The organism is Enterobacter sp. 725m/11, assembly GCF_011683705.1.
GTDB lineage: Bacteria > Pseudomonadota > Gammaproteobacteria > Enterobacterales > Enterobacteriaceae > Enterobacter > Enterobacter bugandensis.
Genome location: NZ_JAAQOK010000019.1, coordinates 69,785 through 83,913, shown reverse-complemented (window position 1 = coordinate 83,913; position 14,129 = coordinate 69,785). Strand labels below are relative to the sequence as shown.

Genomic DNA, 14,129 nt, shown 5'->3' with positions numbered 1-14,129 from the left:
TCCGTCGTCGGCAGCGTCAGATGTGTATAAGAGACAGAAATATATTCAGCCAAATCATCCTCAACCGTATAAAAATAACAAGCTGGGATATTAAGCACCTCCGCTAACTTGCACGCCAGCGCAAAGTCGGGCGTATGGATCCCCTTTTCATACTGGTTCATACGTGCGCTAGCAGTCGCCTCATCAATGCCCGCGAGGATCCCAAGTTTCTGCTGCGATAGTCCGGCCTTTAGTCGCGCCGCTTTAAGTCTATGGGGAAGCATGATGACTCTTCAAAATCTGGAAGTAGAGTCATGATTCTGGTATCCCGATATTGAAATTGTACTAAGTATTACTTAGTATTTGTATCTGCAATTTGAACAAAATCATATATAAAGGAAAATGTATGAATAGAGATCAGGACATGCACCCAGCGGATATCATCGCCATGCTCCACAAGCGCAAACTCTCACTAGCCGCTCTTTCACGCCAGGCGGGTTTGAGTTCTTCTACGCTTGCAAACGCGCTCTCCAGGCCGTGGCCAAAGGGGGAAAAGATCATCGCGGAGGCACTAGAAAAAGATGCGGCGTCGATCTGGCCCAGTCGCTATTACGATCAATATGGCAACTATGTTGATCGTTCTAAGTTGATGAGGACCAAACGCTAACCTCCATCACCAAAATCCATTCTGTTCGCCAGTTCCATTCCGGTGTTAAGGTAATAAGCCAAATTCATCGGAATGGCGTAACAATGGCAACCATCACCACTCCCCGGCTTCACCTCACCCCTTTCGAACCCTCTGACTGGGCATTCTTCCGCTCGCTGCGCGAAAACCGCGACATTATGCGCTATATGGCCGCGATTGCGCCTGAGAAAGAGACCCGACGCGTGTTTGCCGCACGCCTGATGGCGGAGCATGTCTTCGTGATCCGCTTTCTGAATGAAGAAACGCCACTCGGCGATATCGGCCTGCAAATCAGCCCTGAGAATCGTGAAGAGGCGGACATCGGCTACACGGTTGTGCCTGCCGCGCAGGGAAAAGGCATCGCCAGCGAGGCGCTGCGCGCGGTATGTGACTACGCGTTTAACCAGACCGGCGTGAAGGCGATTAACGCGTACGTGCTGGCAGACAACGGCGGGTCTGTGCGGGTGCTAGAGAAAGCCGGGTTTGTGCGCACGCAGGTGCTTGAAAAGGCGTATGAGATTGACGGCGTGCGGTATGACGACTGGGTGTATCGCCTGGAGTGTGGTGCGGCCTGAATGCCGTGCGGCACTGCGTTTGCCCGGCCTGGGGTTTTGTAGGCCCGGTAAGCGAAGCGTCACCGGGCTATTGGGCTGGACTGCGGGCTGATGCCCTCTTTATTTCAGAGATCCTTTAAGGAACTGCTGCAAACGCGGGCTCTGCGGGTTTGCCAGCACCTCGTCCGGGTGCCCCTGCTCTTCAATTTTCCCCTGATGCAGGAAAATCACGTGGTTCGAGACGTTACGGGCGAAGCCCATCTCGTGCGTCACCACCACCATCGTTTTGCCCTCTTCGGCCAGCTTCTGCATGATGCGCAGCACTTCGCCGACGAGTTCCGGGTCAAGCGCGGAGGTCGGTTCGTCGAACAGCAGCACTTCCGGCTCCATCGCCAGCGCGCGGGCGATGGAGACACGCTGCTGCTGGCCGCCGGAAAGGTGTACCGGATATTTCATCTGCTGGCGCTCGTCGATACCCACTTTCGCCAGGTATTTCACCGCGCGTTCCCGGGCTTCCTGCTTGCTTAAGCCGAGCACCTGAACCGGCGCTTCCATCACGTTCTCCAGCACCGTCATGTGGCTCCAGAGGTTGAAATGCTGGAACACCATCGTCAGGCGCGTACGCAGCAGGCGCAGCTGGTTCTTGTCTGCCACCTTCAGCTGGCCGTCTTTGTCACGCACCAGGTTGATGTTCTGCCCGCTCACCACAATCGAGCCTTCGCTCGGCTTTTCGAGGAAGTTAATGCAGCGCAGGAAGGTACTTTTACCCGAGCCGGATGAACCGATGATACTGATTACGTCGCCTGCGTTAGCCTGCAGCGACACCCCTTTCAGCACTTCATGTTCGCCGTAGCGTTTGTGCAAATCAATAACGTTTAATTTGTTCTCAGCCATCATCTTTCTCAGTGCGTCGAAGAAGGTTTTATATGCTGCAACCAGCGTTTTTCAGCCTTACGGAACAGGCTAATCAGAACATAAGAGATAATTAAATAGAGCACCGCCGCAATGCCAAACGCGGTAAACGGCTGATAGGTCGCGGAGTTGATATCGCGCGCGATTTTGAGCAGGTCCGGCACCGTGGCGGTAAAGGCAAGCGCGGTCGAGTGCAGCATCAAAATGACTTCGTTACTGTACGCCGGTAACGCAATACGCAGCGCCGACGGCAGAATAATGCAGCGGTAAAGCTTCACCGAGGAGAAGCCGTACGCGCGCGCCGCCTCGATCTCACCGTGCGGCACGGAACGAATGGCCCCGGCGAAAATCTCGGTGGTATAGGCGCAGGTGTTGAGCGTTAGCGCCAGCACCGTACAATTCAGGCCACTGCGGAAGAACGCATTCAGCATTTCCGTGCCTTTTACGATCTCCAGCGTATACATCCCCGAATAGAACACCAGCAGCTGCACGTACAGCGGCGTGCCGCGAAACACATAGGTAAATAGCCAAATCGGGAACTGAATAAATTTATTGTTCGACACGCGACCGATGGCGAGAAACACCGCCAGAATGCCGCCCATCACCACGGAAGAAATCAGCAGCCAGAGCGTGATCGCCACGCCGGTAAAGCGGTAGCCATCCGTCCACAGCAGGGATTTCCAGTATTCCTGAATAATCTCAATCACAGGTCAGCCCTCTTCACACCCACGGAGTAGCGACGCTCGAGCAGAAGCAGCACACCATTGGAGACGGTCGTAAAGACCAGATAGATCGCGCCGCAGACCACCGCAAAGTAGAACGGCTCCCAGGTGCTCTTGCCCGCCAGTTGAGTCGCTTTCACGACGTCTTCCAGACCGAGCAGCGAGACCAGCGCCGTCGCTTTGAGGATAACCTGCCAGTTGTTGCCGATGCCCGGCAGCGCATAGCGCATCATGGCCGGGAACATAATCCGGCGAAACGTTTGTGAAGAGGTAAAACCAAATGCGGTTGCCGCTTCAATGTGTCCTCTGGGAACCGCCATGTAAGCGCCACGGAAGGTTTCCGTGAAGTAGGCACCGTAGATAAAACCGAGGGTGATAATACCGGCCACCATCGGGTCGATATCAATTTGTCCCATGCCCATCGCATCCGTCACGCTGTTCAGGGCAATCTGCAGGCCGTAAAAAATAAGCAGCATCAGCACCAGATCGGGTACGCCGCGAATGAGCGTGGTATAGCCTTCGAAAATGAGCGCCAGCGGTTTGTTAGCCGAAAGCTTCGCCCCTGCGCCCGCCAGACCTATCAGCACCGCCAGCACCACGGAGCTGATAGCCAGCTCAAGGGTGACAAGCGCGCCCTGTAAAATAACGCCAGAAAATCCGTACAGCATACCGCGAGCCCTGTCGTATCGTGAGTGGTAAACCGTGTCTTATCCCCTCCCCCAGCGGGAGGGGCCGCACGTTATTTGACGGAGCGATTAGCCGCCGTACACATTGAAATCGAAGTACTTTTTCGCCAGCTTGTCGTAGGTACCGTCAGCGCGCATTTCAGCAAACGCTTTGTTCAGCGCCTCACGCAGTTCGTTGTCTTCCTTACGCAGGCCCATACCGGTACCCACGCCAAAGAGCTTCTCGTCCTTAATGGACGGACCGCCGAACTTGTAATCTTTACCTACCGGCTGCTTCAGGAAACCTTCGCTTGCCGCGACTTCATCCTGGAATGCCGCATCAATACGGCCTGCCGTCAGGTCTGCGTAAATATTTTCCTGGCCCTGATAGGAGACGATTTCGATCCCCTTCGGCGCCCAGTGTTCGTTACCGTAGGTTTCCTGCGTGGTGCCCTGCAGCACGCCTACGCGTTTCCCCTTCAGCGACTCGAGGGTCGGTTGAATGTCAGAAGACTTAGCCACTACCAGACGTGAATCGGCCGCATAGAGCTTGTCGGTGAAGGCAATCTCCTGCTGACGTTTCTCGGTGATGGAAAGCGAGGACATAATCACGTCTATTTTTTTAGCTTTCAGTGAAGGGATCAGCGCATCCAGCGGGTTCTCTACATAAGTACACTGTGCTTTGATGCGTTTGCACAGCTCATTGGCCAGATCGATGTCAAAACCCACCAGTTCACCCTTTGAATTCTTCGATTCAAACGGCGCGTAGGTTGGATCGGTGCCAATACGAATTTTCTGCGGAATGGCTGCGAAGGCCGCGGTGGCGCTGGAAAAGGCCAGTACCAGAGATAATGACAACACGAGTTTTTTCATATTTGTCCTCAACAAACTGTCTTCATACGGTTTTTTTACGACGACGGGGTGGGGTTAATGTGCCATTAATCCACGCTGTCAGGCAAAGAATAATGCCTTTCAGACGGGAATTTTTGCATTATAAATGCTTAAGTATGCACGTAGCGACCCAATATGGTGCACAAATCGCACCATATTGAATCATCCACACCCGCGACGCACCACGCTGGTGCGTTAGTCACCGTAGACGTTGAAGTCGAAGTATTTCTTCGCCAGTTTGTCGTAGGTACCGTCTTTGCGCAGTTCCGTGAATGCTTTGTCAAAGGCGGCTTTCAGCTCTTTATCGTCCTTACGCAGGCCGATGCCGGTACCGTCACCAAAGTATTTTTTGTCTTTCACGGACGGGCCCGCAAAGGCGTAATCTTTACCGGCCGGCTGCTTAAGGAAGCCTTCGCTCGCCGCGACTTCATCCTGGAACGCGGCATCCAGACGGCCTGCCGCCAGGTCAGAGTAGATCAGATCCTGGTTCTGGTAAGCCACCACGTCGACGCCCTTCTCGCGCCAGTTGGCATTCGCGTAACCTTCCTGGGTCGAGCCCTGGAGCACGCCCACATGCTTGCCTTTCAGCGAGTCGATGGTCGGCTGGATCGGGGAACCTTTCGCGGCAATCAGACGCGAATCCGCAGCGTAGAGCTTGTCAGAGAAGGCAATCTCCTGCTGGCGTTTTTCGGTGATGGAGAGAGAAGAGATAATGGCGTCGATTTTCTTTGCCTTCAGCGACGGGATTAACGCGTCGAAGTCGCTGCCCACCCATGTGCATTTCACTTCCATACGTTTGCACATTTCATTTCCCAAATCGATATCAAACCCCACGAAATCGCCTTTCGCATCCTTGGAAGAGAATGGCGCGTAGGTTGCGTCTGTACCGATACGAACCGTCTGTGGAAGCGCTGCGTAGCTACCTGCCGCCGCACTTAACCCCACCAGCAAAGACAGAGCCAGAACCGTCTTCTTCATACATTTACCCTCAAGTACCGTGATTTTATTATGTATTGTGTTGTGTGTTGTGTTGCAGGCTTCTCTTGCAGGTCTTATGCCACATTGCCGTCTGGTCAAAACTTCGACGTTAAATATGTTAATAAAACGTTGCGATATTGCCTTAATGGTGAAAGATAGCAGGTCTGCCGAACGAACCGGAAAGAGAAAAAGGGAAAAAGCGAATTAAATGTCGAGGATATGATCGCCGTTGCATAATTGCCCTGAAACAGGGCAACGTCTTTTTTCATGCACAGCATTTGTGCACAGAATCAGGCTCCCTGCCAGCGGGTGAAGAGGTCTTCGGGCAGGTCGATGTCAAACTGATCCAGCACGCGATTGACGGTCTGATTGATCACATCGTCCAGCGACTGCGGTCGGTGATAGAACGCCGGCACCGGCGGCATGATCACTGCGCCCAACTCGGCGGCCTGGGTCATGAGGCGCAGATGGCCCAGGTGCAGCGGCGTTTCCCGCACGCAGAGCACCAGCGGGCGGCGCTCCTTCAGCACCACATCCGCCGCGCGCGTTACCAGCGTGTCGGTATAGCTGTTCACAATCCCGGAGAGCGTTTTGATTGAACAGGGCAGGATCACCATACCGGCGGTTTTAAACGAGCCTGAGGAGATGCTGGCGGCGATATCGCGGGCATCGTGAACCACGTCCGCCATCGCCTGGACATCGCGCAGGGAGAGATCCGTTTCAAGGGAGAGGGTTTGCCTCGCCGCCTGGCTCATCACCAGATGCGTTTCCACTTCTGCCACGTTACGCAAAACCTGTAGCAGGCGTACGCCGTAAATCGCGCCGCTGGCACCGCTGATGCCTATTATGAGTCGTTTCATGATTTCGCCCTTGCTGAATTCTGGGCTGACTGTGCAGGATTTTGCGGGGAGTTGCAAGTGAGGGCGAGCGCCCTCACCTGCGGAGAGATTAACCTTCGTTGTGCATCTCTAAGCTTTCGAGATCGTTTTGCAGCTGAACGGCTTTCGCATCGTCGTTGCGCAGCGAATCAAGGTAGTCGAGGTACTGCTGGTCAACGTCTTTCGTCACGTAGACGCCATTGAACACGGAGCATTCGAACTGCTGAATCTCCGGGTTCTCGGCGCGCACCGCGTCGATGAGATCGTTCAGATCCTGGAAAATCAGGCCGTCGGCCCCGATGATCTGGCGAATCTCATCCACTTCACGGCCGTGAGCAATCAGCTCGTTGGCGGTTGGCATATCAATGCCGTACACGTTCGGGAAGCGAATCTCCGGCGCGGCAGACGCCAGGTAGACTTTCTTCGCACCCGCTTCGCGCGCCATCTCGATAATCTGCTCAGAGGTGGTGCCGCGAACGATGGAGTCATCCACCAGCAGAACGTTCTTATCGCGGAATTCCGCGCGGTTGGCGTTCAGCTTGCGGCGCACGGACTTACGGCGCAGGTGCTGGCCCGGCATGATAAACGTGCGACCAACGTAGCGGTTCTTCACGAAGCCCTGACGGTACGGCTTGTCCAGAATGCGGGCGATCTCCAGGGCGATATCGCAGGAGGTTTCCGGGATAGGAATAACCACGTCAATGTCGAGATCGTCCCACTCGCGGGCAATCTTCTCGCCGAGCTTCGTGCCCATATTGACGCGCGCACTGTAGACGGAAATCTTGTCGATGAACGAATCCGGACGGGCAAAATAGACGTATTCAAACAGGCACGGGTTGCTGACCGGGTTGTCGGCACACTGACGGGTGAACAGCTGGCCCTTCTCGGTGATATACACCGCTTCGCCCGGCGCAACGTCGCGCAGGAATTCGAAGCCCAGGGTATCCAGCGCCACGCTCTCAGAGGCAACCATATATTCGGTACGGCCATCGCCGAGGTCGCGCTTGCCCAGCACCAGCGGACGAATGCCGTTTGGATCGCGGAAGGCGACCATGCCGTGACCGATGATCATCGCCACGCAGGCGTACGCACCGCGGATCTGGCGGTTGGTCGCGGCAATAGCAGCGAAGATATTGTCTGCTTCCAGCGGGTAGTGACGGAAGTTATCCAGCTCGCTGGCGAACACATTGAGCAGGATTTCTGAATCAGAGGTGGTGTTAATGTGGCGACGTTTCTCTTCGAACAGCTTCTTACGCAGCTCATGAGCGTTGGTCAGGTTGCCGTTATGGGCAAGCGTGATGCCATACGGTGAGTTGACGTAGAAAGGCTGTGCCTCAGAGGCGCTGGAACTGCCAGCAGTAGGATAACGAACGTGACCGATCCCCATATTACCTTGCAGACGCTGCATATGGCGGGCTTCAAACACATCGTTTACCAGGCCATTGGCCTTACGTAAACGGAAGCAGTTGTTTGCATCAATGGTGATGATACCCGCAGCATCCTGCCCACGGTGCTGAAGCACCGTTAACGCGTCATAAATCGACTGGTTTACCGGCATGAAACCGGCGATACCGACAATACCGCACATTCGTCTTTTCCTCGTTAAGCCACATCTCAGGGTTTATGCCCTGGGCAAAAAACTCGACGAGCTTTGCAGATAGTCAAAGAACCATCTGATGATGAAGCTGAACTCTGGAATGAGCTGCGATTTTTGCCAGTCTTCGCTTTTGGAGAACCCGGTGAAGGTATCCAGGAAGAACAGGATCGCGGCCACAATCAGCACGCCTCGTAATGCCCCGAAACAGATCCCGAGTACCCTGTCCGTTCCTGACAGACCGGTTTTCTCGACCAGCTGACCTATCACGTAATTCACGATAGCGCCGACAATCAGCGTCGCGATAAACAGCACCGCGATGGCGATTCCATTTCGGACCAGTTCATCTTCAAAGCCCGTGAACCAGACAGACAGGTAAGTGTAGTAATGACTGGCAACAAAGAAAGCACAACCCCAGGTTACCAGCGATAACGCTTCACGAACAAAGCCACGGATCAGGCTAACCAGACAGGAAAAACCAATCACCGCAATGATGGCGTAATCAATCCAGACCATATGTGTCCCACGATTAAACGCCCTGTCATCCAGTTCGGGGCGAATTCTAACAGAAAAAGAAAACGTTTGCGTAGGGATTTCCTTCCCGCGCGTAAATAAAAAAGGCGCTGAAAAAATGTTCAACGCCGTGGCTTATCGCCTCTCTCTAAAGGAGCAGGTCGTACTTAGTTCGCGCTGTAGCTCATCACCACACCACTCAGCCCGGAGATCTGCTTCAGCTCGCCCAGCGACCCTTTCAGCTTGTCTTTCGACGCCTCCGGCCCCACGAGGATACGGGTGATTTTACCCTGTACCGGCGTGGAAGGTGAAGTGTAAACGCGATAGCCCGCACTGCGCAGTTTACCCACAACCTCGTTGACTTTATCGGCGTTTTTCAGCGCCCCCAGCTGCACAACGTAGGCTTTGCCGGTCGGCGCTGCGTCTTGCTTCGCAGGTGGTGGAGTTTCAGACGCTGCAGCCAGCTGCTCTGCTGCTTTATCTCGCTGTTGCTGAGGCTTCGGCTTCGGTTTTTCAACAGGCTTAGGCTTCTCTACCGGTACCGGATCGATCTCGATGTTGTTATTCGCCGCCAGACGCGACGGGTCGAGTGACGGTGCAGCGGCATCGCCCGCGCGAACTTCTTCCGCCGCCCCTTCAGGCGGCTGAGCAGGCAGCGCCTGAGTCGCCGCAGGCAGCATATCCGGCTCATCGCGGTCGCCCGGCTTCGGCACCAGCGGAATGGCTGCAAACTCGTCCTGATAATGTTTTTTCTGCCCGTCGAGCAGCCCGGGAAGAATAATCACCCCGAGCGCGACCAGCACAATGGTTCCTGTTAAACGGTTCTGAAACTTACTCGCCACCGGTTCTCCCCGCGTCCATCACTTCCATGACATGTGCCACCGTGTGGAAAGAGCCACACACCAGCACGGTATCTTCTGGTTTAGCATCCGCCATCGCGGCATGCCAGGCCTGCGCCACGCTACTGTAGATTGCACCTTTGCCGAGATGTTCCATCAACTGCTCAGCTGTCGCACCGCGCGGCCCCTCCAGAGGAGCACAATACCAGCTATCGACCACACTCTCCATGCAGGCCAGCGTGCCGCCGATATCTTTATCATGAAGCATACCGATAACCGCCAGCACGCGCCCGGTTTTTGGTAACGATTTGAGACGTCCTGCGAGATACGCCGCCGCATGCGGGTTGTGCGCCACATCCAGAATCAGACGCGGTGACTCGCTGACTATCTGGAAACGACCCGGCAGCAGCGCATTCTGAATGCCGTCACGGATCGCCTGCTCACTTACAGCTAATCCGCTGGCGCGCAGTGCCGCCAGCGCGGTTGCCGCGTTCGGCTGCGGTACCTGCGGCAGCGGCAGATTCTCCAGCACGCCCTGCGCATCGCTGAAGCGCCAGCCGTTGCCCTGCACCTCATACTGCCAGTCAACGCCTCGGCGCAACAGATGTGCGCCCTTCTCTTTCGCCACGTCGGCAATGGTATGCGGCATGTCCGGCTCGCCCACCACGGCGGGCTTATTCGCCCGGAAAATACCGGCCTTTTCGCGGCCAATGCTTTCACGGTCCGGGCCCAGCCAGTCGGTATGATCCAGCGCGATGCTGGTGACCACCGCCACGTCCGCATCCACCATATTGGTGGCATCCAGACGCCCGCCCAGCCCCACTTCCAGGATCACCACGTCCAGCTGCGCCTGTTTGAACAGCCACAGCGCCGACAGGGTGCCGTATTCAAAATAGGTTAATGAGGTTTCCCCGCGCGCCGCTTCGATAGCCGCGAACGACGCCGTATGGGCAGATTCCGCCAGCTCGGTGTTCTGCACCCGCACGCGCTCGGTATAGCGCACCAGATGCGGTGAGCTGTAAACGCCAACCTTGTACCCCGCCGCCATCAGGACTGACTCCAGTGTGCGGCAGGTCGTCCCTTTACCGTTAGTACCTGCAACGGTGAACACGAACGGAGCCGGTTTCAGCACGTCGAGACGCGCGGCAACCTGGCTTACGCGCTCAAGGCCCATATCGATGGTTTTACTGTGCAGGTTTTCCAGATAAGAAAGCCACGCGGCCAGGGGCGACGTGGCTTGGGGAATGCTTTTATTTTCCATAATGCCCGGTTGTCATTAACAGGTTATAAAGCAAAAGGGCAGCGCCATCTGGCCCTGCCCTTTTCAGTTATCAGGCCTCGGGTTCCTGATCCGGTACCACCACGCCTTCGCGCGGCTCATCCGGGTTAGGCGCTGGCAGATTCATCAGCTTCGCCAGAATGCTGGCCAGTTTCAGGCGCATTTCCGGACGGCGGACGATCATATCGATAGCGCCTTTCTCAATGAGGAACTCACTGCGCTGGAAGCCCGGCGGCAGTTTTTCACGAACGGTCTGCTCGATGACGCGAGGACCGGCAAAGCCGATCAGCGCTTTTGGCTCAGCGATGTTCAGGTCACCCAGCATCGCGAAGCTTGCGGAGACGCCACCCATGGTTGGGTCGGTCAGCACGGAGATGTACGGCAGACCGCGCTCCTGCATTTTCGCCAGCGCTGCAGAGGTTTTCGCCATCTGCATCAGGGACATCAGCGCTTCCTGCATACGCGCACCACCGGAGGCGGAGAAGCAGATCAGCGGGCAGTTGTCTTCCAGCGCCTGCTCAACGGCACGCACGAAACGCGCGCCGACCACGGAGCCCATTGAGCCGCCCATAAAGGAGAACTCAAACGCAGCGGCAACCACCGGCATCTCGTGCAGGGTGCCCTTCATGACGATCAGCGCGTCTTTCTCGCCGGTCTCTTTCTGTGCAGAGGCCAGACGATCTTTGTATTTTTTGGAATCGCGGAACTTCAGCACGTCTTTTGGCTCAAGCTCGCTGCCCAGTTCTACCAGAGAACCTTCGTCCAGCAGGCTATGCAGGCGGTTGCGCGCCGACATACGCATGTGGTGGTCACACTTCGGACACACCTCGAGATTGCGTTCCAGCTCTGCGCGATACAGAACCTGGCCGCAGCTATCACACTTCGTCCATACCCCTTCAGGAATGCTCGCTTTGCGCGTCGGGGTAATGTTGCTTTTAATTCGTTCAATCCAGCTCATTGATAACCTTTCTGCCTGAACCTGGTCGTATGCCAGTTTTGCTATAAGAGGCGAATAATGCCATTTTTGCCTCCAACAGACCATGAATGTTGCACATTAAAACATAACAGCCCGAAACTTTGGATAAAAAAGTGGTCGAACCGCCAGCGTGCATTTACTTCGCTTGCTTTGCTGCCGCGCGTTTGTGACGAATGATTTCAATCACGCCAGGCAGTACGGAAAGCACAATAATCGCTACAATCAGTAACTTAAGGTTTTCCTGAACCACCGGCAAGTCGCCAAACAGATAGCCTGCATAGGTAAAGAGCAACACCCAAAGCAGTGCGCCCACCACGTTATACATTGCAAAATGACGATAGGACATATGGCCCATTCCCGCCACAAACGGTGCAAATGTGCGCACAATAGGCACAAAACGCGCAAGGATAATGGTTTTTCCACCATGACGTTCATAGAAGGCATGGGTCTTGTCTAAATAGCTGCGGCGGAAAATTTTCGAGTCCGGATTACTGAACAACCGCTCACCGAATACCCGGCCAATCGTATAGTTGACCGCATCCCCGACAATCGCGGCAATCACCATCAACACCACCATCAGATGCACGTTCAAATCATTGGTGGGCAGCGCCGACAACGCTCCGGCCACAAACAGCAGCGAGTCTCCCGGCAGGAACGGGGTAACGACCAGACCGGTTTCACAGAACAGAATCAGGAACAGAATGGCGTAAACCCAGACGCCGTACTGCGCGACCAGCTCCGCCAGGTGAACATCAATATGCAGAATGAAATCAATCAGAAAACGTATTACGTCCATATTGTCTAAGCCTTAATTGCACCTTTGTTTAGTCCGCTAAAAACAGCGGGCCCATTGGCGGTTTTGGCAGGTCAAACCGATCCGGATAGTCTACCGAGACCAGATAAAGCCCTTCCGCTTTCGCCGTTGCTGCCGCAAGCGTTCTGTCCTTCGCTGCCAGCAGTTCTGCAATCCAGCTCTCCGGCTGGTGTCCGGCGCCCACTTCCATCAGGCTGCCTACAATATTCCGCACCATATGATGTACAAAGGCATTGGCTTTGATATCCACCACCACATACGCGCCAAAACGACTGACGTTAATGTGCATGACGTTACGCCACGGCGTACGGGACTGACACTGCACCGCACGAAACGACGTAAAGTCATTTTCACCAATCAGACACTGCGCCGCACGATGCATACGTTCTGCATCGAGCGGTTCATAAAAATGCGTCACACCCTGGCTTAACACCGCCGGGCGCAGACGCTGGTTGTAGATGACATAGCGATAGCGACGCGCCGTTGCGCTGAAGCGCGCGTGAAAATCATCCGGCACAGCTTTCACCCAACGCACCGCGATGTCACCAGGTAAATTCGCATTTACACCCAGCGTCCAGGCGGCATCCTTACGCACGGCGGTGGTTTCAAAGTGAACCACCTGCCCCGTGCCATGAACACCCGCGTCCGTACGCCCCGCGCACAGGACGTTAATCGGCTCGTTTGCCACCTGAGAGAGCGCTTTCTCCAGCTTTTCCTGAACGCTGCGCACCTCATTCTGACGCTGCCAGCCATAATATTTACTGCCATCGTACTCAATACCGAGGGCAATTTTATGAACCGGCTTTTGATCCACTTCGGACATCAGTACAGATACTCCTGCACCAGCTTCTCGGCGATCTTGACCGCCATCAGCGCGCCGCCAAAGCGAACGTTATCGGCAACGGACCAGAACTGGACCTGCTCCGGCATACCGTAGTCGTTACGCACGCAGCCAACGGAAAGATGCGCGCTGCCAGTGGCGTCGCCCACCTGGGTCGGGAACTCGCTCTCTTCGGAAAGGACGATATCTTCACCGCGGCCAAACGCGTCGCGCGCTTCCTCTGCCGCCAGCGGGCGCAGGGCTTCAAAACCGACCATCTGCGCGTGGCCGTAGAAGACCGGGGACTGTACGACGCTGGCGGAAATCATCAGCCCCTCGTCCTGCAGAATCTTGCGCGCTTCGTCGACGAGACGACGCTCTTCGCGCACGGAACCTTCACGATCCGGCAGCAGCGGCAGCATGTTGAACGCCAGCTGGCGGCCAAAAAAATCATCTTCGTCGATCGGGATGCCGTTCAGCAGCTTCGCACTCTGCCCGGCCAGCGCGTCAACGGCCTTTTTACCGTTCGCCGACGCGGACAGCAGGCTAGTGACGGTAATGCGCGACAGGCCGCCGTCGTCAATCAGCGGCTTCAGCGCGGTCAGCAGCTGGCTGGTCAGGCTGTTCGGTACCGCGATAACGTTACGGTTGCGGTAGTCAGCCAGCACAAACGGATTGACGTCCGGGACCACCAGCGGCACGTCCGGCTCCAGGGAGAACAGACCGCTCAGGTCGATCACCAGGCAGCCCGAATTGGTCGCCTCTTCAATGTAAGACGCCGTGGCTTCAGCACCTGCGGCAAAAAACGCCAGCTGCGCCTGGGTCCAGTCAAACGCGGCCGCATCCTGAACCATCACGGATTTACCGCCAAAACGCAGATGTTCGCCCGCGCTGTCGGTGCGCGCCAGCGCATAGATATCTCCCACCGGGAACTGACGCTCGGCAAGAGTTTCGAGCAGGGCTTCGCCCACGGCACCCGTGGCACCTAAAATGGCAATGTTCCAGCCTTCAGACATGGTGGTTTACTCCA

At 55.7% G+C, this 14,129-nt stretch carries 17 protein-coding genes; 2 read left to right on the top strand and 15 right to left on the bottom strand.

Going from position 1 to position 14,129, the window contains the following annotated elements; translation table 11 throughout:
- The coding region (locus HBA26_RS10565; RefSeq protein ID WP_166720900.1) for a helix-turn-helix transcriptional regulator at positions 1-263 on the bottom strand (263 nt) is incomplete at its 3' end.
- Between the two features lie 122 nt (positions 264-385).
- Here HBA26_RS10565 and HBA26_RS10560 point away from each other — a divergent pair.
- Together HBA26_RS10560 and HBA26_RS10555 are read left to right on the top strand one after the other, a co-directional pair.
- Entirely contained in the window at positions 386-646 is a 261-nt protein-coding gene (locus HBA26_RS10560) for a helix-turn-helix transcriptional regulator (RefSeq protein WP_014884658.1), read from the top strand.
- A gap of 83 nt (positions 647-729) precedes the next feature.
- Positions 730-1,239 carry a GNAT family N-acetyltransferase gene (locus tag HBA26_RS10555; protein ID WP_126345364.1) on the top strand — a complete coding sequence of 170 codons (510 nt, stop codon included), beginning with the start codon at positions 730-732 and terminating at the stop codon, positions 1,237-1,239.
- 99 nt (positions 1,240-1,338) lie between these two features.
- Here the strand turns inward: HBA26_RS10555 and hisP are convergent, their stop codons facing one another.
- The 14 genes from hisP to HBA26_RS10485 all read right to left on the bottom strand — a co-directional run bounded on the left by hisP (position 1,339) and on the right by HBA26_RS10485 (position 14,115).
- The gene (hisP, locus tag HBA26_RS10550) at positions 1,339-2,112 is read right to left on the bottom strand and encodes a histidine ABC transporter ATP-binding protein HisP (protein ID WP_028016220.1); all 774 of its coding nucleotides are present in this window, start codon (positions 2,110-2,112) and stop codon (positions 1,339-1,341) included.
- Between the two features lie 8 nt (positions 2,113-2,120).
- Complete coding sequence (locus HBA26_RS10545) at positions 2,121-2,837, bottom strand: ABC transporter permease (RefSeq protein WP_028013953.1); 717 nt, start codon at positions 2,835-2,837, stop codon at positions 2,121-2,123.
- Complete coding sequence (locus HBA26_RS10540) at positions 2,834-3,520, bottom strand: histidine ABC transporter permease HisQ (RefSeq protein WP_028013954.1); 687 nt, start codon at positions 3,518-3,520, stop codon at positions 2,834-2,836. The genes HBA26_RS10545 and HBA26_RS10540 overlap by 4 nt, the downstream gene beginning before the upstream one ends.
- An 87-nt stretch (positions 3,521-3,607) precedes the next feature.
- Entirely contained in the window at positions 3,608-4,390 is a 783-nt protein-coding gene (gene hisJ, locus HBA26_RS10535; protein ID WP_047367997.1) for a histidine ABC transporter substrate-binding protein HisJ, read from the bottom strand.
- Positions 4,391-4,603: 213 nt separating this feature from the next.
- Positions 4,604-5,386: a lysine/arginine/ornithine ABC transporter substrate-binding protein ArgT gene (argT, locus tag HBA26_RS10530; protein ID WP_028013956.1), complete on the bottom strand. Its 783-nt coding sequence runs from the start codon at positions 5,384-5,386 to the stop codon at positions 4,604-4,606.
- 290 nt (positions 5,387-5,676) lie between these two features.
- Positions 5,677-6,246 carry a UbiX family flavin prenyltransferase gene (locus HBA26_RS10525; protein WP_028013957.1) on the bottom strand — a complete coding sequence of 190 codons (570 nt, stop codon included), beginning with the start codon at positions 6,244-6,246 and terminating at the stop codon, positions 5,677-5,679.
- 88 nt (positions 6,247-6,334) lie between these two features.
- Positions 6,335-7,852, bottom strand: a complete 1,518-nt coding sequence (purF, locus tag HBA26_RS10520) for an amidophosphoribosyltransferase (protein WP_014884664.1) — start codon at positions 7,850-7,852, stop codon at positions 6,335-6,337.
- Between the two features lie 33 nt (positions 7,853-7,885).
- Positions 7,886-8,374, bottom strand: a complete 489-nt coding sequence (gene cvpA, locus HBA26_RS10515) for a colicin V production protein (RefSeq protein ID WP_000262116.1) — start codon at positions 8,372-8,374, stop codon at positions 7,886-7,888.
- Positions 8,375-8,538: 164 nt separating this feature from the next.
- Positions 8,539-9,213 (bottom strand): cell division protein DedD, encoded by a 675-nt coding sequence (dedD, locus tag HBA26_RS10510; protein ID WP_126345365.1) that lies wholly within the window; start codon positions 9,211-9,213, stop codon positions 8,539-8,541.
- Positions 9,203-10,471, bottom strand: a complete 1,269-nt coding sequence (folC, locus tag HBA26_RS10505) for a bifunctional tetrahydrofolate synthase/dihydrofolate synthase (protein ID WP_028013959.1) — start codon at positions 10,469-10,471, stop codon at positions 9,203-9,205. The genes dedD and folC overlap by 11 nt, the downstream gene beginning before the upstream one ends.
- Before the next feature lie 70 nt (positions 10,472-10,541).
- The gene (gene accD, locus HBA26_RS10500; protein ID WP_003861408.1) at positions 10,542-11,447 is read right to left on the bottom strand and encodes an acetyl-CoA carboxylase, carboxyltransferase subunit beta; all 906 of its coding nucleotides are present in this window, start codon (positions 11,445-11,447) and stop codon (positions 10,542-10,544) included.
- Positions 11,448-11,601: 154 nt separating this feature from the next.
- On the bottom strand, positions 11,602-12,261 hold the full coding sequence (locus HBA26_RS10495) for a DedA family protein (protein ID WP_008502599.1): 660 nt from the start codon (positions 12,259-12,261) through the stop codon (positions 11,602-11,604).
- A 28-nt stretch (positions 12,262-12,289) separates the two neighbouring features.
- Positions 12,290-13,102, bottom strand: coding sequence for a tRNA pseudouridine(38-40) synthase TruA (truA, locus tag HBA26_RS10490; RefSeq protein WP_045259682.1), 813 nt, complete (start codon positions 13,100-13,102; stop codon positions 12,290-12,292).
- Entirely contained in the window at positions 13,102-14,115 is a 1,014-nt protein-coding gene (locus HBA26_RS10485) for an aspartate-semialdehyde dehydrogenase (protein WP_028013962.1), read from the bottom strand. Before HBA26_RS10485 ends, truA begins: the two co-directional genes overlap by 1 nt.
- Between the last annotated feature and the right edge of the window lie 14 nt (positions 14,116-14,129).

Bases quoted from the DNA above. Each gene is read 5' to 3' on its own strand.
- purF (WP_014884664.1), bottom strand. From the start codon at position 7,852: ATGTGCGGTATTGTCGGTATCGCCGGTTTCATGCCGGTAAACCAGTCG.
- cvpA (WP_000262116.1), bottom strand. From the start codon at position 8,374: ATGGTCTGGATTGATTACGCCATCATTGCGGTGATTGGTTTTTCCTGT.
- HBA26_RS10495 (WP_008502599.1), bottom strand. From the start codon at position 12,261: ATGGACGTAATACGTTTTCTGATTGATTTCATTCTGCATATTGATGTT.
- hisJ (WP_047367997.1), bottom strand. From the start codon at position 4,390: ATGAAAAAACTCGTGTTGTCATTATCTCTGGTACTGGCCTTTTCCAGC.
- argT (WP_028013956.1), bottom strand. From the start codon at position 5,386: ATGAAGAAGACGGTTCTGGCTCTGTCTTTGCTGGTGGGGTTAAGTGCG.
- HBA26_RS10540 (WP_028013954.1), bottom strand. From the start codon at position 3,520: ATGCTGTACGGATTTTCTGGCGTTATTTTACAGGGCGCGCTTGTCACC.
- HBA26_RS10485 (WP_028013962.1), bottom strand. From the start codon at position 14,115: ATGTCTGAAGGCTGGAACATTGCCATTTTAGGTGCCACGGGTGCCGTG.
- accD (WP_003861408.1), bottom strand. From the start codon at position 11,447: ATGAGCTGGATTGAACGAATTAAAAGCAACATTACCCCGACGCGCAAA.
- HBA26_RS10560 (WP_014884658.1), top strand. From the start codon at position 386: ATGAATAGAGATCAGGACATGCACCCAGCGGATATCATCGCCATGCTC.
- hisP (WP_028016220.1), bottom strand. From the start codon at position 2,112: ATGGCTGAGAACAAATTAAACGTTATTGATTTGCACAAACGCTACGGC.
- HBA26_RS10525 (WP_028013957.1), bottom strand. From the start codon at position 6,246: ATGAAACGACTCATAATAGGCATCAGCGGTGCCAGCGGCGCGATTTAC.
- folC (WP_028013959.1), bottom strand. From the start codon at position 10,471: ATGGAAAATAAAAGCATTCCCCAAGCCACGTCGCCCCTGGCCGCGTGG.
- HBA26_RS10555 (WP_126345364.1), top strand. From the start codon at position 730: ATGGCAACCATCACCACTCCCCGGCTTCACCTCACCCCTTTCGAACCC.
- truA (WP_045259682.1), bottom strand. From the start codon at position 13,102: ATGTCCGAAGTGGATCAAAAGCCGGTTCATAAAATTGCCCTCGGTATT.